At 63.4% G+C, this 20,301-nt stretch carries 22 protein-coding genes; 5 read left to right on the top strand and 17 right to left on the bottom strand.

Going from position 1 to position 20,301, the window contains the following annotated elements; all coding sequences use genetic code 11:
* Nucleotides 1-23 precede the first annotated feature (23 nt).
* The 12 genes from V4T21_RS04320 to ffh form a co-directional block, all read right to left on the bottom strand.
* Complete coding sequence (locus tag V4T21_RS04320; RefSeq protein WP_332713547.1) at nt 24-863, bottom strand: fumarylacetoacetate hydrolase family protein; 840 nt, start codon at nt 861-863, stop codon at nt 24-26.
* 113 nt (nt 864-976) lie between these two features.
* Nucleotides 977-1,348: a DUF2794 domain-containing protein gene (locus V4T21_RS04315; RefSeq protein ID WP_440589623.1), complete on the bottom strand. Its 372-nt coding sequence runs from the start codon at nt 1,346-1,348 to the stop codon at nt 977-979.
* Between the two features lie 343 nt (nt 1,349-1,691).
* Nucleotides 1,692-2,429 (bottom strand): DUF1223 domain-containing protein, encoded by a 738-nt coding sequence (locus tag V4T21_RS04310; protein WP_332713545.1) that lies wholly within the window; start codon nt 2,427-2,429, stop codon nt 1,692-1,694.
* 38 nt (nt 2,430-2,467) lie between these two features.
* The gene (locus V4T21_RS04305; protein WP_332713542.1) at nt 2,468-3,898 is read right to left on the bottom strand and encodes a protein adenylyltransferase SelO; all 1,431 of its coding nucleotides are present in this window, start codon (nt 3,896-3,898) and stop codon (nt 2,468-2,470) included.
* Nucleotides 3,899-3,945: 47 nt separating this feature from the next.
* A complete protein-coding gene (locus V4T21_RS04300; RefSeq protein WP_332713540.1) occupies nt 3,946-4,716 on the bottom strand; it encodes an anti-sigma factor family protein in 771 nt (256 codons plus the stop codon).
* Nucleotides 4,717-4,728: 12 nt separating this feature from the next.
* Entirely contained in the window at nt 4,729-5,220 is a 492-nt protein-coding gene (locus V4T21_RS04295) for an RNA polymerase sigma factor (protein ID WP_332713539.1), read from the bottom strand.
* 52 nt (nt 5,221-5,272) lie between these two features.
* Nucleotides 5,273-5,662 (bottom strand): COG4315 family predicted lipoprotein, encoded by a 390-nt coding sequence (locus tag V4T21_RS04290; RefSeq protein ID WP_332713537.1) that lies wholly within the window; start codon nt 5,660-5,662, stop codon nt 5,273-5,275.
* 154 nt (nt 5,663-5,816) lie between these two features.
* Nucleotides 5,817-6,389 (bottom strand): 50S ribosomal protein L19, encoded by a 573-nt coding sequence (gene rplS / locus V4T21_RS04285; protein WP_332713535.1) that lies wholly within the window; start codon nt 6,387-6,389, stop codon nt 5,817-5,819.
* A 263-nt stretch (nt 6,390-6,652) separates the two neighbouring features.
* On the bottom strand, nt 6,653-7,351 hold the full coding sequence (trmD, locus tag V4T21_RS04280) for a tRNA (guanosine(37)-N1)-methyltransferase TrmD (protein ID WP_332713533.1): 699 nt from the start codon (nt 7,349-7,351) through the stop codon (nt 6,653-6,655).
* Nucleotides 7,348-7,917, bottom strand: a complete 570-nt coding sequence (gene rimM, locus V4T21_RS04275) for a ribosome maturation factor RimM (RefSeq protein ID WP_332713531.1) — start codon at nt 7,915-7,917, stop codon at nt 7,348-7,350. Before rimM ends, trmD begins: the two co-directional genes overlap by 4 nt.
* A gap of 6 nt (nt 7,918-7,923) precedes the next feature.
* Entirely contained in the window at nt 7,924-8,337 is a 414-nt protein-coding gene (rpsP, locus tag V4T21_RS04270; protein WP_332713529.1) for a 30S ribosomal protein S16, read from the bottom strand.
* A gap of 36 nt (nt 8,338-8,373) precedes the next feature.
* Complete coding sequence (gene ffh, locus V4T21_RS04265; RefSeq protein ID WP_332713528.1) at nt 8,374-9,927, bottom strand: signal recognition particle protein; 1,554 nt, start codon at nt 9,925-9,927, stop codon at nt 8,374-8,376.
* 286 nt (nt 9,928-10,213) lie between these two features.
* On the opposite strand from ffh, the gene dapF reads away from it, so the two are divergent.
* From dapF to V4T21_RS04245, 4 genes are all read left to right on the top strand, one after another.
* On the top strand, nt 10,214-11,077 hold the full coding sequence (gene dapF, locus V4T21_RS04260) for a diaminopimelate epimerase (RefSeq protein WP_332713526.1): 864 nt from the start codon (nt 10,214-10,216) through the stop codon (nt 11,075-11,077).
* The gene (gene mtaB / locus V4T21_RS04255) at nt 11,077-12,339 is read left to right on the top strand and encodes a tRNA (N(6)-L-threonylcarbamoyladenosine(37)-C(2))-methylthiotransferase MtaB (protein ID WP_332713524.1); all 1,263 of its coding nucleotides are present in this window, start codon (nt 11,077-11,079) and stop codon (nt 12,337-12,339) included. Before dapF ends, mtaB begins: the two co-directional genes overlap by 1 nt.
* A gap of 98 nt (nt 12,340-12,437) precedes the next feature.
* Nucleotides 12,438-13,646, top strand: a complete 1,209-nt coding sequence (gene ftsY, locus V4T21_RS04250) for a signal recognition particle-docking protein FtsY (protein WP_332713521.1) — start codon at nt 12,438-12,440, stop codon at nt 13,644-13,646.
* 4 nt (nt 13,647-13,650) lie between these two features.
* The gene (locus V4T21_RS04245; RefSeq protein ID WP_332713519.1) at nt 13,651-14,340 is read left to right on the top strand and encodes a septation protein A; all 690 of its coding nucleotides are present in this window, start codon (nt 13,651-13,653) and stop codon (nt 14,338-14,340) included.
* 143 nt (nt 14,341-14,483) lie between these two features.
* Here V4T21_RS04245 and V4T21_RS04240 read toward each other — a convergent pair whose 3' ends face one another.
* From V4T21_RS04240 to ccmA, 5 genes are read right to left on the bottom strand one after another with little or no spacing between them, the layout of a single operon-like run.
* Nucleotides 14,484-15,035, bottom strand: a complete 552-nt coding sequence (locus tag V4T21_RS04240) for a DsbE family thiol:disulfide interchange protein (protein ID WP_332713516.1) — start codon at nt 15,033-15,035, stop codon at nt 14,484-14,486.
* Entirely contained in the window at nt 15,032-15,193 is a 162-nt protein-coding gene (gene ccmD / locus V4T21_RS04235; protein WP_332713514.1) for a heme exporter protein CcmD, read from the bottom strand. Before ccmD ends, V4T21_RS04240 begins: the two co-directional genes overlap by 4 nt.
* On the bottom strand, nt 15,190-15,963 hold the full coding sequence (locus V4T21_RS04230) for a heme ABC transporter permease (protein WP_332713511.1): 774 nt from the start codon (nt 15,961-15,963) through the stop codon (nt 15,190-15,192). The genes ccmD and V4T21_RS04230 overlap by 4 nt, the downstream gene beginning before the upstream one ends.
* A complete protein-coding gene (gene ccmB / locus V4T21_RS04225; RefSeq protein ID WP_332713508.1) occupies nt 15,964-16,626 on the bottom strand; it encodes a heme exporter protein CcmB in 663 nt (220 codons plus the stop codon).
* Nucleotides 16,623-17,267: a heme ABC exporter ATP-binding protein CcmA gene (ccmA, locus tag V4T21_RS04220; RefSeq protein ID WP_440589622.1), complete on the bottom strand. Its 645-nt coding sequence runs from the start codon at nt 17,265-17,267 to the stop codon at nt 16,623-16,625. The genes ccmB and ccmA overlap by 4 nt, the downstream gene beginning before the upstream one ends.
* A gap of 265 nt (nt 17,268-17,532) precedes the next feature.
* On the opposite strand from ccmA, the gene acnA reads away from it, so the two are divergent.
* A complete protein-coding gene (gene acnA, locus V4T21_RS04215; protein WP_332713505.1) occupies nt 17,533-20,289 on the top strand; it encodes an aconitate hydratase AcnA in 2,757 nt (918 codons plus the stop codon).
* The last annotated feature ends 12 nt before the right edge of the window (nt 20,290-20,301 follow it).

Genomic DNA, 20,301 nt, shown 5'->3' with positions numbered 1-20,301 from the left:
CTTTTTTGCGTCTGGCGTCCGGCTTATTCAGCCACGACCGAATTGCGCAGCAGGCCGATCCGTTCGATCTCGACCTCGACGACATCGCCCGGCTTCATATAGAGCGGCGGTTTGCGCTTCATGCCCACCCCGCCCGGCGTTCCCGTGACGATCACGTCGCCCGCTTCCAGCGTGGTGAAGGTGGAGATATAGGCGATGAGTTCGGGGATGGGGGTGATCATCAGCCCCAATCGGGCTTCCTGGACCACCGTCCCGTTGAACCGGGTAACAAGCGCCAGGTCGTCGAGCGGACCGACTTCGTCGGTGGTCACGAGCGCCGGGCCGAACCCGCCGGTCCCCTCGAAATTCTTGCCCGGAATGAACTGGCTGGTATGGCCCTGCCAATCGCGGATCGAGCCATCGTTGAAGGGCGCATAGCCCGCAATGTGATCGAAGGCATCGGCTGCCGCGATATGGCGCCCCGGCTTGCCCACGACGATCGCCAGCTCGCCCTCATAGTCGAATTTGTCGGAAACCGTTGGCTTTACCAACGGCGCATCATGGGCGACCAGCGTATTGGCAAAGCGGGTGAAAAGCGTCGGATGCTGGGTCAGCGGGCGCCCGGTCTCCTGGACATGATCGTGGTAGTTGAGGCCCACACACAAGATCTTGCCCGGATCGGGCAGCACCGGAAGCAGCGTCACAGCGTCGGATTTGAAATCGGGCTCTTGTCCGGCCACTGCCCGCGCGGCGTCGAAACCATCGGCCGCCAGCATGGCCTTGAAGGTCGCAAAAGGAGTGTGCCGGCCCAGATCGATGATCCCGTCATCGCCCGCAATGCCGAAGGATTGGGCGGCGCCGTGCCGGAAGGAAACAATTTTCATTTTGAGATGGTCCTGAAAGATCGCTCGTGCCCTGAACGCCCCCAAAGGACGGAAGCGCGACGAAACAATGGCTTAGCCCATTTTTCCATCGGGGTGAAACGGGGATTTGTGCCCTATCGCACGACGTAAAGCTGGGGATCGAGCACACGCAACACGGTCGCAAGGTCGTGCCCGCGCTTGAGCACGCGCCCGTCGCTGCCCACAACCATGTACTGGCCCTGCTTGCGCGCCAGCTTGGGGTTTTTCTCCACCACGAAGAGCGGGCGTTCGGACGTACGCTGATAGATCGAGAACATCGCCCGTTCGCGGCCGAAATCGAGGGCATAGTCGCGCCATTCGCCGGCCGCGACCTTGCGGCCATAGACGTTGAGAATGAGGGCGAGTTCCTTGCGATCGAAGCTGACGAGGGGATTGGGCCGGGTATGGGGCGAGGGGGAAGACAGCGTCAGCACGCTCCCCTTCTGGCTGTCATAGCGCTCGTTCAAACCGTGCCGCCCTCCACAACGCGTCGATAAACGGCGATGATCGCCCCGTTCTCGCCCCGGCGCAAGGGGGAGGCCCAAAATGGGCCGGGCGCAAACTTACCTCCAATTGAACCGAATTAGGACACAATCCGTCCCTTCTCATGCCCCAATGCGCCGCTAGCTTACATCCATTGCCTCCAGTTAGCCGGCCTCCGGATCCACCGAGCCCCCAAACCATGGATCCGGCAGGCCGGCGCCCTTCCCGGCCCTTGCCTTCCGGGAAATTATGGCTCTTGGAAGACCTCCTCCAAAGTCGCTTTTCGCTCCCCGTCATCTCTCGATGCGGGGAGTTTGTTTTTATCGGTTAGCGCGAAAAGGCCGAGGCGCCCAGAATGCGGCCGGGCCATTGCCCGTTCTTTTCCTGAACGATCACCGCCGCCCCATCCGAATGGGTGCCCAGGATTTCCTCGAGCGGAATGACGATCTCGGCCCCCTCGCGAGGGTTCCACATGCCGATCGCCTGCCGGCCCGTCACGATGTGGGTATAGGCGAGCGCCCGACCCGAATTCTCCCCGCGCTCGATCTCGACCTGTGCGCTGTCGCGATAGGTGACGATCCAGACGATTGCCGGCGACAGCGTTGCATCGGCGGGCGCCGCGAACGTGACGGAGTCTTCGCCATTGGCGCGCAGCGTCACCGCGAGCGGGGACACGGCTTCGTCGATGGCGCGCTGGGCTTCCACGGCGTCCGACCCGACAACGGCGGTCTGCCCGTTGATCACCATCTGGGGCGTATAGATGCGCATCTTGCCCCAGCTTTGGGCATAGGCCTTCTGCAGCTCCGAATTGGTCGGCAGGGCGAACGTATCCTGCCAGCCGATATAGTCCCAATAATCGATGTGATACCCCAGCGCGACGACATCGGTGCGCGCGCCCAGCTCGGACAACAACGCATCGGCATCGGGGCACCGCGAGCACCCCTGGCTGGTGAAAAGCTCGACCACCGTATCCGCATCGCTGCGAATCTCCACGGCGCCGCTAGGAGCGGCGGCAAAAAAAGGAGCAAGCAAGGCGGCGAGAAAACTGATGGAACGGGCGGTCATGGGCCAGTTTTGTACGCGCTCGCGCCCGGCCCCGCCAGTCAATTGATGGTGAAATTTCCCATCCCGTAAGCCCGGCCCATATCCTCGATCTCGATCAACGCCCGATCGAAACCCGACCAATCGTCCCCTTCGGCGATCGGCGCCCAGATCGCTTCGACCTCCTCGATCAGCATGGTGCGGGGCCCACTTCGGCCGAAATAGGGATGATCGAGATTGGCGTCCGCTGCCGTCTCATAGCCTTCAAGCAGCGATTTGACCGCCGTGAAGCTCTCGCTGGCATAGAGCGGTGCTTGCGGGCTGTCGGCGGCGCGCGTTTGCGATGCCATTCCGCCGCGCCAATCGAAGAACACCTGCTCATAAGCCGGTTTTTCGGCCTCCATGAAGGAGAAAAACGCCGACAGCAATTGGCTGTCCGCCTCCGCGCCGCGCGAAACCAGCCCGAGCCTTTTGACCACCATTTCGGCAAGCGATTTCTGGAAGGCGGGCCAGAAACGGTTGAGCTGGGGTTCGAGCTTTTCGACGCTCGAGACCGCAACGAGACATTCGGCCAACCGGGTCATGTTCCAGGCCACGGCATCCGGCTGCCGCCCGAATGCATAAAGCCCAGTCTCGTCGAAATAGGCCGCCGTAAACAACGGATCGTATCGGGGGAGAAAACGCCAGGGCCCGTAATCGAAACTCTCGCCGGTGATATTGGTGTTGTCGCTGTTGAGCACGCCATGGACGAACCCCGCCCCGATCCATTGCGCGGCAACCCTCGCGACGTTTTCCGCCACCGCCCCGAGCAGGCCGGGCACGCGATCGTCTTCTGGAAGATCGCCAAGCTCGGGATAATAATGGGCGATGACATGGTCGGCCAGCCGCGCGATCCCGGCATGGTCCTCAAGATAATCGAGCCTCTGAAACGTCCCAATCCTGATATGGGAATGAGAAAGCCGCACGAGAACCGACGAACGGGTCGGCGAAGGTTCGTCGCCGCGATAGAGCGCTTCGCCGGTTTCGATGAGCGAAAAGCTCTTTGAAGTTTCCGCTCCCAGCGCTTCGAGCATGGTGGTCGCCAGAACTTCACGCACCCCGCCCTTGAGCGTCAGCCGACCGTCCCCGCCCCGCGACCATGGCGTGGTGCCCGAGCCCTTGGTTCCGAAATCGCGCAGCATTCCGTCCGCGAGATCATAGCCTTGCGCGAACAAAAATCCCCGTCCGTCCCCCAGATCGGGATTGTAGCTCTGGAATTGATGGCCGTGATAGCGCAATGCCAGCGGTTTCTCGAAACTTCCGGGAAGGGGTTCGAAGCGCGCGAAATGGGCAATCCATTGTGCATCGGTCAGCCCCTCAAGCCCCATGCGCTCGGCCCAGCGCTGGTTGCGGTAGCGCAGGATCGCCTGGGGAAAATCGGCGGGCTGGACGGGATCGAAAAACCCACTTCCCAATCGGGAATGAACGGCGGCACCTTTGAACCGGGAGCTCACATCGACTTCCTTCACCCACCCAACGCGGCAAATCCGCCCGGTTTGGCTTAGATGGTTTCGAAGTGAGCGTAAACCGCGCGGGAAATGTCCTCGAGATCGCCCCGCTCGATAAACCCCGAAATGGCATAGGCGATCGGCCCATCCACCCAGCGGAACGTATTGACGCCCCGATCGGCGGAAAACCGGAAGGCTGTGTTGCGCGCGCCGGCGTTGCGGGCCAGAAGGATCGTCGCCCGATCCCCTTGCGCGTTCTCATACATCAGCATCGCCCCCGGTTGCCCGCCCAGCGGCAGGAGCCGCCCCCCCACGAGCTCGAACCCCAGATCGGCGAGACTGGGCGCTGTGAACGGTTTTTCGATGCGGTTGCCCAGCCAGTTGACCAGATGGTCGCGCTCCGACGCATCGACCTCGACCGGGTGTCGGACCTCGCGCACATAGGTGAGAAAAATATCGCTCGCCGCCGCCTCCAGCCACGTTTCTTGCGGACCGGCGGCCTGTTCGAGGAGAACGCCGCGTGCCGCATAGCCCGCCCCGCCCCCCAGCCCGAAGGCGATGAGGATCGCCGCTGCAACCGCCGGCCAATTGCCCAATTTCCGCCAGGGCGTGGCCGGGATATCGGCGGCACCGGCAAAGGCATAGTCCGAAAGAATCTCGGAAAGCGCCGCCTCATTGGCGCGCCAGCTTTCGACCTCTCGGCCCGTTTGCGGATGTTCGGCCAGATGCGCCCGCACCAATGTTTCCCGCTCCGCATCCAGCCGGCCGTCGAGATAGGCGCTGAGATCGGCTTCGGAAACAGGATGCTTATCGGAAAGGGTCATGGGCGTTCGAAGTCATCGATTGGCGAAAGAATGGATGGATTGGTGGGCGAGCAGTTCGCTGAGCTGCCGGCGGGCGCGCGAAAGTCGCGACATCACCGTGCCGATGGGCATGTCGAGGATCGCCGCCACCTCGGCATAGGCGCATCCCTCGATGGCCACCAGCAGCAGCACCGCACGGGCTTCGGGATTGAGCGTATCGAGCGCGCGGACCAGCGTATTCTGCAGCAGCGGATCGGGCTGCGCCGTCTCGTCGGCAAGATCGGCTTCTTCGGCGAGGGGGTAGAATTTCGGTTGCCGAGCGCGGCCCCTGAGCCTGTTGCGGTTGAGATTGGTCATGATCGTATAGAGCCAGGCCCGGCCATTCTCGCCGCGCCATTGCTTTTCGTGTTCGACGGCGCGCAACACCGTGGCCTGAAAGAGGTCCTCGGCCTCTTCCCGGTTTCCCGTCAGCCCGTGGGCATAGCGCCTGAGCGCCGGCAGATGGGTTAAAAGCGCTTCTCGCATCCGGCACGATCCCGGTGCGGCCCGACATGGGCTCGCACCGGAGAGGATACCATCAAGGACGCGCCGCGTCCCAATTGCCGCCCACCCCATCGCCCGACGTCATGCCGGCTTCGGTGTCGTTGATCCAGTAGTAAAGCGGCATCCCGTCCTTGGCCCAGATCAGGGTGCCGTCGGTGCGCTCGACGATGGAATAGGGTTCCTCGGCTTCGTCACCTTCCTCGGCAAAGAACGGCGGCCAGTTTTCCGCGCATTGGTCGTAGCAGTTCGAAACGCCCTCCTCGTCATTGCGGAAGGTGTAAAGGACCATGCCATCCGCATCGGCGATCACTTCGCCGATATCGGTCTCGAGCGTCTGGACATCGGGCGCGGCCAGCGCGGCCCCGGCCGAGAGGGCAAAAGCGGCAGCGCCCGTGGCCAGGCGGGCAAAAAGACGAAGCGACATGATGGTTCTCCCTTTTAGTGCATCAACGGGCCAATGCGCTTCGCGCATGCCCTTACACCTTTGAAAGACACCCCCACCCGCCGGTTTATTCCCCCCGCAATGAAAAAAGCCCGGTCTGAGGACCGGGCTTTCAAATCTTGAAAAGAGATAGAGCTTATTCGCCCTTGTTCTCTTCAGCCGGAGCTTCCGCGTTTTCGGCGGCAGCAGCTTCAGCGGCGGCGGCCTCTTCGGCAGCCTTCTTTTCAGCGGCTTCCTGCGCGGCCATTTCAGCGGCCAGAGCCTCGGCGGCGGCGATTTTTTCGGCTTCACGCGCGGCGCGGGCATCGGCAGCGGCCTGACGCTCATCGGCCTCGATGCGCTTGGTGCGGGCGTTGGTCGATTCGAAAATACGGGCCGACTTGCCGCGACGGTCGCGCAGGTAATAGAGCTTGGCGCGCCGGACTTTACCGCGCTTCAAGACCTCGATGCGGTCGATCATCGGCGAGTGGATCGGGAACACGCGTTCCACGCCTTCGCCATAGGAAATCTTGCGCACTGTGAAGCTTTCCATCAGCCCACCGCCGGAACGGGCGATCACCACGCCTTCATAGGCCTGAAGACGCTCTTTTTCGCCTTCGCGGATCTTGACCCAGACCTTGACGGTATCGCCGTGGGAGAATTCGGGGATGGCGCGTTTTGCAACGAGCGCATCGAGCTGCTCTTTTTCGAGCTGCTGAATGATGTTCATGTCTTTATCCGTTCTATCTTTTCGCTGGAGCCCCTTGGGAGCCCGGTCTTGTTTGGACGGCGGGAAATTTCCCACAAAGTCGAGCGGCCATATACACGCCCGGAGCCTTGGAGTCTAGGACCGATGCGCGCAGTCGGCTGCACAAATGCTGCTGCTGGAGCCTGGGGTGACAATGTGGGGGTGGGGCACCCGCCCTGCCTGAACCTGAGAATGTCATTCCGGAATTTATTCCCGGAATCCAGGCCAGCACCGGCCAGGGCCACCTAAGTCCGTGGCTTGAGCCGCGCCCACAAGTCCGGCCGCCTTTGCTGCGTAAGCGCCTCGGACTGTACCCGCCGCCATTTTTCAACCCTGCCGTGATCCCCAGAGGTCAGAATTTCGGGGATTTCCCGGCCCTCGAAAATCTGCGGCCGGGTATAGTGCGGATATTCGAGCAGCCCGTTCTCGAAACTCTCGTCCGCATGGCTTTCGGCGGCCCCCAGAACGCCCGGCAACAGCCGCACGACCGCTTCGAGCAGTACCATGGCGGCGACCTCTCCGCCGGCCAGCACATAGTCGCCGATCGAGATTTCCTCGAGGTTGCGCGCTTCGATCACCCGCTGGTCGACCCCTTCGAACCGCCCACAGACGATCACCGCCCCCGGTCCCACCGCCAGCTCGCGCACCCGCGCCTGCGTCAGCGGCGCGCCGCGCGGCGTCATGAGGATTTTCGGCCGCGGATCGTCCGCCGGCGCCACATCGTCGAGCGCCGCCGCCAAAATATCGGGCCGCAGCACCATGCCTGCGCCGCCCCCCGAAGGCGTATCGTCCACTGTACGGTGCCTGTCGGTGGCATAATCGCGCAGGAAACAGGTTTCGAGCGACCACGCCCCGTTTTCGATCCCCCGCCCGATCACCGACGCGCCAAGCGGGCCGGGAAAGAGATCGGGAAACAGCGTCACGACCGATGCGCGAAAGCTCATTGGGTCTCGTCCGGATCGCGGTCTTCGGGATCGCGCGGCGTATCGTCCAGCCAGCCTTCCGGCGGCAGGGCGACCACATAGCCCTCGGCGACATGGATCTGGGGCACGACGGCCTTGGTGAACGGCAGATAGACCGATCTTCGCGTTTCGGCCAATTTGACGTCGAGCAGATCGTCCGAGCCGAAATTGGCGATCGCCGTGATCGTCCCCAGCACCGAGCCGTCCGGCTGGCGCACCTCGAGCCCGATCAGATCGGTGTGGTAGAATTCGTCCTCGTCGGGCTCTTGGAGCCGTTCGCGGTCGACATAGAGCGAAACGCCATTGAGCTTTTCGGCCGCGTTGCGGTCGGTGACACCCTTGAGCGTGGCGATCACCACATTTTTGGCGAGCCGCGCCCTGACGATCGAAACCGTTAAGCCATTGCTGTCGGTTTGAAGCGGATCGTAATCGGCGATCGCCAGCGGGTCCTGGGTGAACGCAGTGATGCGCACCTCGCCCTTGATCCCATGGGCCGCACCGATGCGGCCCATGAGGATGCGTGTTTCAGGCTGCTTGGGCCCAACCACCGCAGCTTACTCGGAAGCGGCTTCTTCAGCCGGAGCCTCGGCGGGCGCCTCTTCGGCCGGAGCGGCTGCGGCTTCCTTGGCGGCTTCTTCAGCGGCGCGCTTTTCTTCGGCGCGTTCGAGCGCCTTGGTGCCGGGCTTGCCCTTGTTGGGGTTGTCGCGCGCTTCGCGCTTCAAAAGGCCGGCGGCATCGAGGAACCGCTCGACGCGATCGGTCGGCTGGGCGCCGTTCTTGAGCCAGTGGGTGACGCGCTCGCCATCGATCACGACGCGCTTTTCGTCGCCCTTTTCGAGCATCGGGTTGTACGAACCGACGCGCTCGATGATGCGGCCGTCACGCGGGGAGCGGGCGTCGGCAACGACGACGTGGTAGTAGGGGCGCTTCTTGGAGCCGGCGCGAGCCAGGCGGATCTTGATTGCCATTGTCTTGGTCTTTCGAGTTTAGGAGGTTTAAGGAGGTTACTTCTTTTTGCCCGGCAGGCCGGGCAATCCCGGAAGCCCCGGGAATTTCGATCCGCCAAGTCCGGGAAGCCCGGGCATGCCGCCCGATCCGCCCTGCTTGACGAGCTTGGAAAAATCATCGGGCAGCTTGGAAGGATCGCCGCCCATCTGCTTGGCCATCTGTTCGATCTGGGCCGGGTCCATGTCGGGCATGCCCCCGCCCATCATCTTCTTGCCCATGCCGCCGAACATGTTGGCCAGCCCACCCGCACCGCCGCGCGACACCTTTTTCATCATGTCCGCCATCTGGCGGTGCATCTTGATGAGCTTGTTGATTTCGGAAACCTCGACCCCGGCGCCCGCCGCGATGCGCTTGCGGCGCGAGGCGTTCAAAAGATCGGGCTTTTCGCGTTCCTTGCGGGTCATGGACTGGATGATGGCGATCTGGCGATCGAACATCTTGTCGCCCACCTTACCGTCCGGCAGGTTCTTGGCCATCTGGCCCATGCCCGGCATCATTTTCATGAGCGAGGCCATGCCGCCCATCTTCTTCATCTGCTCGAGCTGGCCACGAAGATCGTCGAGGTCGAACTGACCCTTCTTCATCTTCTTGGCCATCTTCTGGGCGTCTTCGGCCGAAACCGTCGCGGCGGCTTTTTCCACCAGCGAGACGATGTCGCCCATGCCCAGGATGCGGTCGGCGATGCGCTTGGGGTGGAAATCCTCCAGCGCATCCATCTTTTCGCCGACACCGATCAGCTTGATCGGCTTGCCGGTGGCCGCGCGCATCGACAGCGCCGCACCGCCGCGCCCGTCGCCATCGACGCGGGTGAGAACGATGCCGGTGACGTCGACCCTCTGGTCGAACGAGCGCGCCAGGTTCACAGCGTCCTGGCCGGTGAGGCTGTCGGCAACCAGCAGGATTTCGTGCGGATTGGAGACGCGCTTGATCTCGGCGGTCTCTTCCATCAGCTCTTCGTCGATATGAGTGCGGCCCGCCGTATCGAGCATCACCACGTCATAGACGCCGGTCTTCGCCGTCGCGATGGCGCGCTTGGCGATTTCGACGGCGGACTGGCCAGGCACGATGTCGAGAACGTCGACCCCGATCTGGCCGCCCAGCGTCTTCAATTGCTCCATGGCCGCCGGACGGCGGGTGTCGAGCGAAGCGAGCAGGACGCGCTTGTTCTGCTTGTCTTTCAGCCGCTTGGCGATCTTGCCGGTGGTCGTGGTCTTGCCCGAGCCCTGCAGGCCGACCATCAGGATCGGCACCGGAGCGGGGGCATTGAGCGAAATGGGCACCGCTTCCTCGCCCAGAACGGCGACCAGCTCGTCATGGACGATCTTGACCACCTGCTGGCCGGGCTTGACCGAACGGGTGACTTCGGCGCCCACGGCGCGCTGGCCCACCTGCTCGGTAAAGGCCCGCACCACTTCGAGCGAAACGTCGGCCTCGATCAGCGCGCGGCGGACTTCGCGCAGCGCGGCTTGCACATCGGCTTCGCTGAGCGCGCCCCGGCCGGTGATGCCGGAGAAGATTTTGCCCAGACGGTCTGACAGGCTTTCAAACATAAGTCGCTCGTTGGTTCGTATCAGGGATGAGGCGAATATGGGTCACAACGGGCCAAATACAAAGCGCACCCGCGGGCGCAACGCGCTGGCGGATGTTGACCGGATGCCTCTCGGGCAGCCTGGTGACTCGTTATCCATCTTTCCTGACAGAAGGTCGAGGCGGCTTATAGGGGCAGGAGGGAAAGGAGTCAATTGCGCCATGAATCGGGGCAATGGTGGAAATCACCCGACTTTTGCGCCATATAGGCTGGGAAATACTCATACCGATCCGCAAAGCCGATACACAATGACCGCGCCGCTGCCTTATCTCAAGATGAATGGCCTTGGAAACGACTTCGTCGTTCTCGACGCGCGGGCCACCCCCATCGCCCTCTCCACCGACCAGGTCCGGGCCATTTCCGACCGCGATACCGGCGTTGGCTGCGACCAGCTCATCGTCATGGAACGCGACCCCCTGGCCGGCGTCGACGTCTTCATGCGCATCTATAATGCCGAGGGCGGCGAGGTCGACGCCTGCGGCAACGCCACCCGCGCTATCGCGGGGCTGATCGCCGGGGAAAACGGCACCGATGGGGTGACCATCCGCACCAATGCCGGCATTCTCCTCGCACGCATCGATGGCGAGCTGGTGACTGCCGACATGGGCGTCCCGCGCTTTGCCTGGGACCAGATCCCTCTGGCCGAACCCTTCGCCGACACCACCGGCATCGAGCTCCAGGTCGGGCCGATCGACGCGCCGGTGCTGCACACGCCCTCGGTCGTCAATGTCGGCAATCCGCACGCAATCTTCTGGGTCGATGATCTTGACGCCCACGATCTGGGCCGGTTCGGACCCATGCTTGAAAACCACCCGCTCTTTCCCGAGCGCGCCAACATCACCCTCGCCCAGGTGCTTTCCCCCGACCGTATCAAGGTCAAGGTCTGGGAGCGCGGCGCGGGGCTGACGCTTGCCTGCGGCACCGCCGCCTGCGCCACCGCGGTCGCCGCCGCGCGCAAGGGTTTGACCGGGCGCAAGGTCACGATCGAGTTGCCCGGCGGGCCGCTCGATATCGAATGGCGCGCCACCGACGACCATATCCTGATGACCGGCCCCTGGGCCCTCGACGGCGAGGGCGTGATCCCGGCCGCCCTCCTGGCCGAGACCGTGTGATGAGCATCCAGACCATTACATTCGGCTGCCGGCTCAACGCCTATGAGGCCGAGGTGATGAAGGCCGAGGCGGAAAAATCCGGGCTCGATAACGCCATCATCGTCAACACCTGCGCGGTGACCGCCGAAGCGGTGCGCCAGGCCAAGCAGACCATCCGCAAGGCTCGCCGCGACAATCCCGACGCCCGGATCATCGTCACCGGCTGCGCGGCGCAAACCCAAAGCCGCGATTTCGGCGACATGACCGAGGTCGATCTGGTGATCGGCAACAATGACAAGCTCAAAGCCGAAAGCTACCAGCCCATCGCCTTCGGCGTGCCGCTCAACGACAAGGTGCAGGTCAACGACATCATGAGCGTGACCGAGACCGCCGGTCACCTGATCGACGGGCTCGACGGCAGGGCGCGCGCCTTCGTCCAGGTGCAGAACGGGTGCGATCACCGCTGCACCTTCTGCATCATCCCCTATGGCCGTGGGCCCTCGCGCTCGGTGCCCATGGGCGTGGTGGTTGAACAGATCAAACGGCTTGTCGCCAATGGCTATAATGAAGTGGTTCTGACCGGGGTCGACATAACCTCTTATGGCGGCGATCTGCCGGGATCGCCCACCCTGGGCAAGCTGACCCAATCGATCCTCACCCATGTCCCCGCCCTGCCGCGCCTCAGGATTTCCTCGATCGATTCCATCGAGGCCGATCCCGCCCTCTATGAGGCCGTGACCGATCCACGGCTGATGCCGCATCTGCATCTTTCGCTGCAATCGGGCGACGACATGATCCTCAAACGCATGAAGCGCCGGCACAGCCGCGCCGATGCACTGGGAATCGTCGAAAAGCTCCGCTCGCTTCGCCCCGACATGGTGTTCGGCGCCGATATCATCGCCGGCTTTCCCACCGAAACCGATGCCATGTTTGACAACACCCATAGTTTCGTTACCGAAGCCGACCTTACCTATCTGCATGTCTTCCCCTATTCGCCCCGAGAGGGAACCCCGGCGGCGCGCATGCCCCAGGTCGACAAGCGCATTGCCCGCGACCGCGCGGCGCGGCTGCGGGCGCTGGGCGAAGAGCAATTTTCCAAACTCTGCGCCTCGCGGATCGGGCGGCAGGAAAGCGTTCTGATCGAGCGCAACGGCATGGGGCGCACGGAACAGTTCGTGCCCGTTCAGCTTTCGCAAGGAGAGCCCGGCGAAATCATCCCCACATTGATCAGCGGCACCGATGCGGCCGGGCTCGTGGGAGAGCCCGAAAGGCAAGCGGCATGAGCATCGGCCTTTCCGCTAACCATATGTTCAAGGGTGGGCACGACAAGGATAAACGATCCGCGCGCAACGCCCGGTACGACAGGGACTGACGAACAGGCATGGCCGAGACGAAAAAGCCTTCTCTTTGGGACCGCATGCTTGGCCGCAAGACGCCGGCCGAGCAGCAGCCCGATCCGACTCCGGAGTCTCCGGCCCCCGACGAGGAAGACAGCCGCGACGCCGCGCCTCCCGAAATGCAGGTGGAGTGGATCGAAAAGGGCCGCCCCAACGCGCCCGAACACGAGCCCCCGACCCCCGATGATGTGACCGATCCGCTCGACCGCCCCGAGGCGATCGAAGACGAGATCGCGACCGATCCCGAAGCGCCCGCCGCCGAGCCCGCCGAACGGCCGCAAAGCTGGTTTCAACGCCTCAGCGCCGGGCTCAAGCGCTCGTCGGACAATCTGAGCACCTCGATCGGCGCCATTTTCACCAAGCGCCGGCTCGACGAGGCAACCCTTCAGGACCTCGAAGACACCCTGATCGCCGCCGATCTGGGGATCGATACCGCCACGGCGATCACCGAACGCCTGCGCGCCGATAAATTCGACAAGGACATCTCCACCCAGGACGTGCGCGAGGCCCTGGCCTCCGAGGTGGAAGCCGTGCTCGGCCCGGTCGCAGAACCCCTCGCCATCGATCCTGCCAAAAAACCCTTCGTGATCCTCATGGTTGGCGTCAACGGTTCGGGCAAGACCACGACGATCGGCAAATTGACCGCCAAGCTCAAGGCCGAGGGCAAATCGGTGCTGCTGGCGGCCGGCGATACCTTCCGCGCCGCCGCCGTCGAACAATTGCAGGTCTGGGGCGAGCGCAATGGCGTCGACGTCATGACCCGACCCACCGGTGCCGACGCCTCCGGCCTCGCCTTCGATGCGGTCGCCAAGGCCCAGGACGAAGGCACCGACGTGGTGATCATCGATACCGCCGGGCGGCTGCAGAACCGCGCCGAGTTGATGGACGAGCTCGAAAAGATCATCCGGGTAATCAAGAAGCGCGACGCCGGCGCACCGCACGCCACGCTTTTGACCCTCGATGCGACGACCGGCCAGAATGCCCTTAATCAGGTCGAAATCTTCGGGCAGAAGGCCGGGGTCACGGGGCTCGTGATGACCAAGCTCGACGGCACGGCACGCGGCGGAATTCTCGTTGCCATCGCCCGCAAGTTCGGACTGCCCATTCATTTCATCGGGGTCGGAGAATCGATCGGCGACCTCGAACCTTTCAGCGCCGCCGATTTCGCCCGCGCCATTGCGGGCAGGGAGTAGAACAATGGCCCAAAGCCAGCCCAAACCCGCAGACGCGGAGCTTCAGGACCTCAAGCCAGCCCTCACCAAGCTGGCGCTCGAACTGGGTCCCCTCGTCGTGTTCTTCATCGTCAACGCCCAGGGCGAACGGATCATGGAGGCCTTTCCGGTGCTCCGGACCTGGTTCAGCCAGCCCATCATCTTTGCCACCGCCGTCTTCATGATCGCCATGGCGATCTCGCTGGTGCTCTCCAAGATGATCCTGAAGCGCATCCCGGTCATGCCGCTGGTCACCGGCGTCGTGGTCCTGGTGTTCGGCGGCATGACGCTCTATTTCCAGGATTCGCTGTTCATCAAACTAAAGCCCACAATCACCAACGTCCTGTTCGGCTCGGTGCTGCTCGGGGGCCTGCTGTTCGGCCAATCCCTGCTGCGCTACGTCTTCGGCGAAGTCTATAAGCTCCAGGATCGCGGCTGGTATCTGATGACGCTGCGCTGGGGCCTGTTCTTTTTCGTCCTCGCGGCGATCAACGAAATCGTCTGGCGCAATTTTTCCGACGATTTCTGGGTGGCCTTCAAGGTCTGGGGCATCATGCCCCTCACCATGATCTTCACGATGAGCCAATTGCCGCTGCTCACCAGATACGCCCCAAAACCCGAAGACGTACCGTCCCCCGCCGTCGCGGCGGCGGAAGGCGCGCAGACGGAGATGTGAAAGAGGTTTTCTCCGGCCACACCCATCCCCGGTCACCCCGGGCGAAGTCCCGGGGCGAGGTATGCGCAGCGTCGCGATGGAACCGCAGCCTCCGAGCATACCCCCGGCGCAAGGTTTGATGACGACTGGTGGATGGGGCGGGATTACGCCGGCTCGCCCGCCGCTTCGATGGCCGGAAGCAGCACGTTCTGGTAGCTCTCTTCGTCGAGCGGCCCCACATGCTTGAACCGGATCACGCCGTTATCGTCGACGACGAAGGTTTCGGGCACCCCATAGACGCCCCATTCGATACCCGCGCGCCGGTCGCGGTCGGCACCGACCCTCTGGTAGGGATTGCCAAGTTCGGCAAGAAACGCGCGGGCGTTGTCGGCCGGATCGTCGTAATTCATCCCGTAGATCGCAACCCCGCGATCGGCGAGATCCATGAGCAGGGGATGCTCGGCCCGGCATGGGATGCACCATGACGCAAAGACGTTGACCACCACGACGCCGTTTCCGGCCAGATCGGCGGTGGCAAAGCCCGGCTGATCATGCCCTTCAACGGCAGCGAGGTTGAACTCGGGCACCGGCTTGTCGAGAAGCGCCGAAGGCACGAAGCTCGTCGAGCGCCCCATCTGGGTGGCGAACACCGCGATCAGGGCAACGAGAACGACCAGCGGCAGGACCGCCAGCCCGATGCGGACCGAGGGTTTCATTTCGCCTTGCGCGCCTGACGCGCCGCTTCGAGCGTTTCCACCCGTGCCTTGGCCTGGCGGGCAGAAACCGCCGTCCAGCCGATCAGCGCCCCGACCACCAGAACCGTGCCGCCATAGGCGGCAACAAGGAATTCCCAATGTTGTCCAAGCTCGATCATGCGGCACCTCCAGCGGCACGCGCCTGCGCCAGTTCGAGCGAGCGGATGCGGCGGCGCGTGACTTCGGTGCGCATGCGCACCAGATGGAGCGTCAGGAACAACAGGGAAAACGCCACGGTCATCACCAGAAGCGGGGTGAGGATCGAGCCGTCGACCGTCGGCCCATCGGTCCGGAACACCGAGGCCGGCTGGTGCAGGGTCTGCCACCAGTCGACCGAAAACTTGATGATCGGGATATTGATCGCCCCCACCAGCGTCAGCACGGCAACGATCCGCGCCGCCTTGAGCTGATCGTCAAAGGCGCGCCAAAGGGCGATCAGCCCCAGATAGATGAAGAGGAGAACCAGCGTCGAGGTCATCCGCCCGTCCCATTCCCAGAACGTGCCCCAGGTGGGCCGGCCCCACATCGAACCCGTGAACAGCGCAAGGGCGGTGAAGGCGGCCCCGAGCGGAGCGGCGGCCTTCTGGCTCACATCGGCCATGGGATGGCGCCAGACCAGTGTGCCGATGGCCGAGCAGAACATCAAGGCATAGCAGAACTGGCTCAGCCAGGCCGTGGGCACGTGCACATACATCATGCGCACGGTGTCGCCCATCTGGTAGTCGGCCGGCGAACCCAGGAACGAAAAATAAAGGCCGACCGCGAAGGCGAGCGCGGTCACCGCGGCGAGTGGCCAAACCACATGGCGGGTCCATCCCATGAACATGCCCGGATGGGCGATACGGGTGAACCAGCCCGGTTCGGCTGATTTGGGCTGCGTCTGGGCCATCTATTCCCCGGAAATCCTGAGCGCCAGCGCCGCGGCAAACGGAGCAAGCGCAATACTCAAAAGACTGAGCGCGCCAAGCAACAGCAGCGCCTGGGACGATCCGCCCAGCCGCGCCACGTCGAACGCGCCGGCCCCGAAAATAAGCACAGGAAGGCTCAGCGGCAAGACGAGAACGGGAGCAACCAGGCCACCGCGCTTGAGGCCAACTGTCACAGCCGCCCCGATCGCCCCGAAAGCGGCGAGCGCGGGCGTACCCAGCCCCAGCGAAAGCACCGCCAGCCAGAAACGCTCGGCGTCCAGCCCCAGCATCAGCGCCAGGATGGGCATGGCCACGATCAGCGGCAGGCCGGTCAAAATCCAGTGAGCGACCAGCTTGGCCACCACCACCGCTTCGAGCGGCAGGACGCCATGGCGCAATACGGCAAGGCTGCCATCCTCGAAATCGGTCCGGAACAGCCGGTCATTGGACAAAAGCTGGGCCAGAAGCGCCGCGACCCAGATGATGGCGGGCGCAAGCTGGGCCAGAAGCGGACGGTCCGGCCCCACGGCGAAGGGCATGAGCACGCCCACGATGACAAAGAACAGCACAAGGGTCAAAATATCGCCACCCTGGCGCAGCGCCAGCCGCAGATCGCGCCCCATGATCGCGAAAAATGCGCTCATTGCCCGTCTCCCCTCAGCGCCAGGCTCTTGACCGAACCGTCGACCGCGATGTCGAGATGGGTGGCGATAACCGCCAATCCGCCATTGCGCAAATGGGCGGAGATCAATTCGCCCACCCACGCGGCCCCGGCGGTATCAAGGGCGCTCGTGGGTTCGTCGAGCAGCCAGAGCGGGCGCGGCACAGCGACCAGCCGGGCGAGCGCCAGCCGCCGCGTCTGGCCGGCCGAAAGCAGCCCCGCATCGAGCGATTCGAGCCCGCCCAGACCCGCTTGCCCGAGCGCAGCCCCGATATCGGCCCCGCCCGCGCCCAGCATATGGGCCCAGAATTGCAGATTTTCGCCAACGCTGAGCCCCGATTTGATGGCGGGCGCGTGGGCGACATAATGCAGATGCGAAAGCGCGGCGGCCTCGGGGTCCCGGCCGGAAAAATCGACACTCCCCGATTCCGGCGCGAGCAGCCCGGCAAGGGCCATCAGCGCGGAACTCTTGCCCACCCCGTTGGGGCCTCGCAGCATCAGCGCTTGATGCGCCGAAATCTCGAAGCTCAGTCCGGAAAGAATCGCCCGTCCACCGCGCACAATAGAGAGGCCGTTAACGCTCAGGCGCGGGTCCGGCATGTGGGAAAGCCCTCGGTTCGTCATGCCAAAGCTCTATTGAACCAAAGTCCGGGCTGGCAAGTGCAAATTGGATTCATTATAGAGAGGGCGAAAATGGTGGGGGACGTGACCAAACTATCCCGCCTGACGCCTCCGGACGTGCCGGTGGCCATTGCAGCGTTCGTTGAGCAGGTCCGGAAAACCGGTTTTTATCTTCCGACTTCGCATAACGAGGAAAACAACGCGATTGGCCGTTTGGCCCGGTCTCATTCGGGGGTGCCCGCAACCCTATTGAGACAAGGCGGATCGCGTGACCGATAGCTTCAAAGCCAAGACGACCCTCACCGTTGGAAATAAGGCCTATACGATCTTTTCGCTCGCCGAGGCTGAAAAGAACGGCCTGGACGGCATCTCCCGCCTTCCTCACTCTCTCAAGGTCGTGCTCGAAAACCTGCTGCGCTTCGAGGATGGGCGCACGGTCAAAGCCGAGGACATCAAGGCGATCAAGGCCTGGCTCGAGGATCGCGGCAAGGCCGGCCATGAAATTTCCTACCGTCCCGCCCGCGTGCTGATGCAGGATTTCACCGGCGTCCCCGCCGTCGTCGATCTCGCCGCCATGCGCGACGCCACCGCCAAGCTCGGCGCCGATCCGCAAAAGATCAATCCCCTGGTGCCCGTCGATCTGGTCATCGACCACTCGGTGATGGTCGATTATTTCGGAACGCCCGCCGCGTTCGAGCAGAACGTCGAGCGCGAATATGAGCGCAATGGCGAGCGCTACGAATTCCTGCGCTGGGGCCAGTCGGCGTTTGAAAACTTCCGCGTCGTGCCCCCCGGAACCGGCATCTGCCACCAAGTGAACCTCGAATATCTTGCCCAGACCGTCTGGACCAAGACGGAAAACGGCGAGGAAATCGCCTATCCCGATACGCTGGTGGGCACCGACAGCCACACCACCATGGTCAACGGCCTTGCCGTGCTGGGCTGGGGCGTGGGCGGCATCGAGGCGGAAGCGGCAATGCTGGGCCAGCCGATCTCCATGCTGATCCCCGAAGTCATCGGCTTCAAATTCACCGGGAAATTGCCCGAAGGCACCACCGCGACCGATCTCGTGCTGCACGTCACCGAAATGCTGCGCAAGAAGGGCGTGGTCGGCAAGTTCGTCGAGTTCTACGGCGCCGGCCTTTCCAACCTCTCGCTGGAAGACAAGGCGACCATCGCCAACATGGCCCCCGAATACGGCGCCACCTGCGGCTTCTTCCCGGTCGATAAGGAAACCGTCAAATACCTCAACGATTCGGGCCGCGAGCCCGATCGCGTGGCGCTGGTCGAGGCCTATGCCAAGGCCCAGGGCATGTACCGGGCCGACAACGACCAGGACCCGCTGTTCACCGACACGCTCGAACTCGACCTGTCCACCGTCGTGCCCTCGCTGGCCGGCCCCAAGCGCCCGCAGGACCGCGTGGCGCTGACCGACGCGTCCACAGCGTTCGGCAAGGCGCTCGAGGAAATCTCGGGCGGCCGCCGGCCCTATTCGATCCCCGAATCGAAAGGCGAATCGCGCTATGTCGATGAAGGGGCGACCGGTGTTCACGATACACCCGAGGACAACGACGCCCATGGCTATCGCGTCGATGGCGCCGATTACCGGATCACCGATGGCGACGTGGTGATCGCGGCCATCACCTCATGTACCAACACTTCCAACCCCTCGGTGCTGATCGCCGCCGGCCTCGTCGCCCGCAAGGCGCGCGAAAAGGGATTGAAGCCCCAGCCCTGGGTCAAGACTTCGCTGGCCCCCGGCTCGCAGGTGGTGACCGAATATCTCGAAAAGTCGGGCCTGCAGCAGGACCTCGACGCCATGGGCTTCAACACCGTGGGCTATGGCTGCACCACCTGCATCGGCAATTCCGGCCCGCTCGACGACAACATCTCCAAATGCATCAACGACAACGACCTCGTTGCCGTCTCGGTGCTCTCGGGCAACCGCAATTTCGAGGGCCGCGTCAATCCCGACGTGCGCGCCAATTACCTCGCCTCGCCCCCGCTGGTCGTCGCTTATTCTCTGCTCGGCAAGATGACCACCGATATCACCACCCAGCCGCTCGGCACCGGGTCGGATGGCCAGCCGGTCTATCTCAAGGACATCTGGCCCACCTCCGCCGAAATCGCCGAAGTGCTGCGCTCGGCCATCTCCGTCGACATGTTCAAGCGCCGCTATGGCGACGTCTTCAAGGGCGATAAGCGCTGGCAGGAAATCAAGGTCGACGGCGGGGAGACCTATAAGTGGAATTCGTCGTCCACCTACGTCCAGAACCCGCCCTATTTCGAGGACATGAGCCTCACCCCCAAGCCGGTGACCGATATCGAAGGGGCGCGCGTCCTCTCGCTGTTCCTCGATTCGATCACCACCGACCACATCTCCCCCGCCGGCTCGTTCAAGGCCGGCACCCCGGCCGGCAAATATCTGGTCGATCGTCAGGTCAAGCCGATCGACTTCAACTCCTATGGTGCCCGCCGCGGCAATCATGAAGTGATGATGCGCGGCACCTTCGCCAATATCCGCATCAAGAACCAGATGCTCGATGGCGTCGAAGGCGGCTTCACCAGATCGCCTGCCGGCGAAACCGTGCCGATCTACGACGCCGCCATGGAATACAAGGCCCAGGGCACCCCGCTGGTGATCTTTGCCGGCAAGGAATACGGCACCGGCTCGTCGCGCGACTGGGCGGCCAAGGGCACCAACCTGCTTGGCGTCAAGGCCGTCATCGCCCAGAGCTTCGAGCGCATCCACCGCTCCAACCTCGTGGGCATGGGCGTGCTGCCGCTTGTCTTCAAGGATGGCGCCTCCTGGCAGTCGCTCGGCATCACCGGGGATGAAACCGTCTCGATCCGCGGCCTCGCCGACATCGAACCGCGCCAGACCCTCGAACTCGACATCACCTTCGGCGACGGACGCCAGGAATTGGTGCCGGTGCTGCTGCGTATCGATACACTCGACGAGCTCGAATATTACCGCCACGGCGGCATCCTGCATTACGTGCTGCGCAATCTCGTCGCCGCCTGAGGCAGACTGCAA

Origin of the sequence: Pelagibacterium mangrovi (assembly GCF_036662815.1) — a bacterium.
Classification (GTDB): Bacteria; Pseudomonadota; Alphaproteobacteria; order Rhizobiales; family Devosiaceae; genus Pelagibacterium; species Pelagibacterium mangrovi.
Note: the sequence above shows the minus strand (reverse complement) of the source record. Positions and strands in the feature narration are given on the sequence as shown.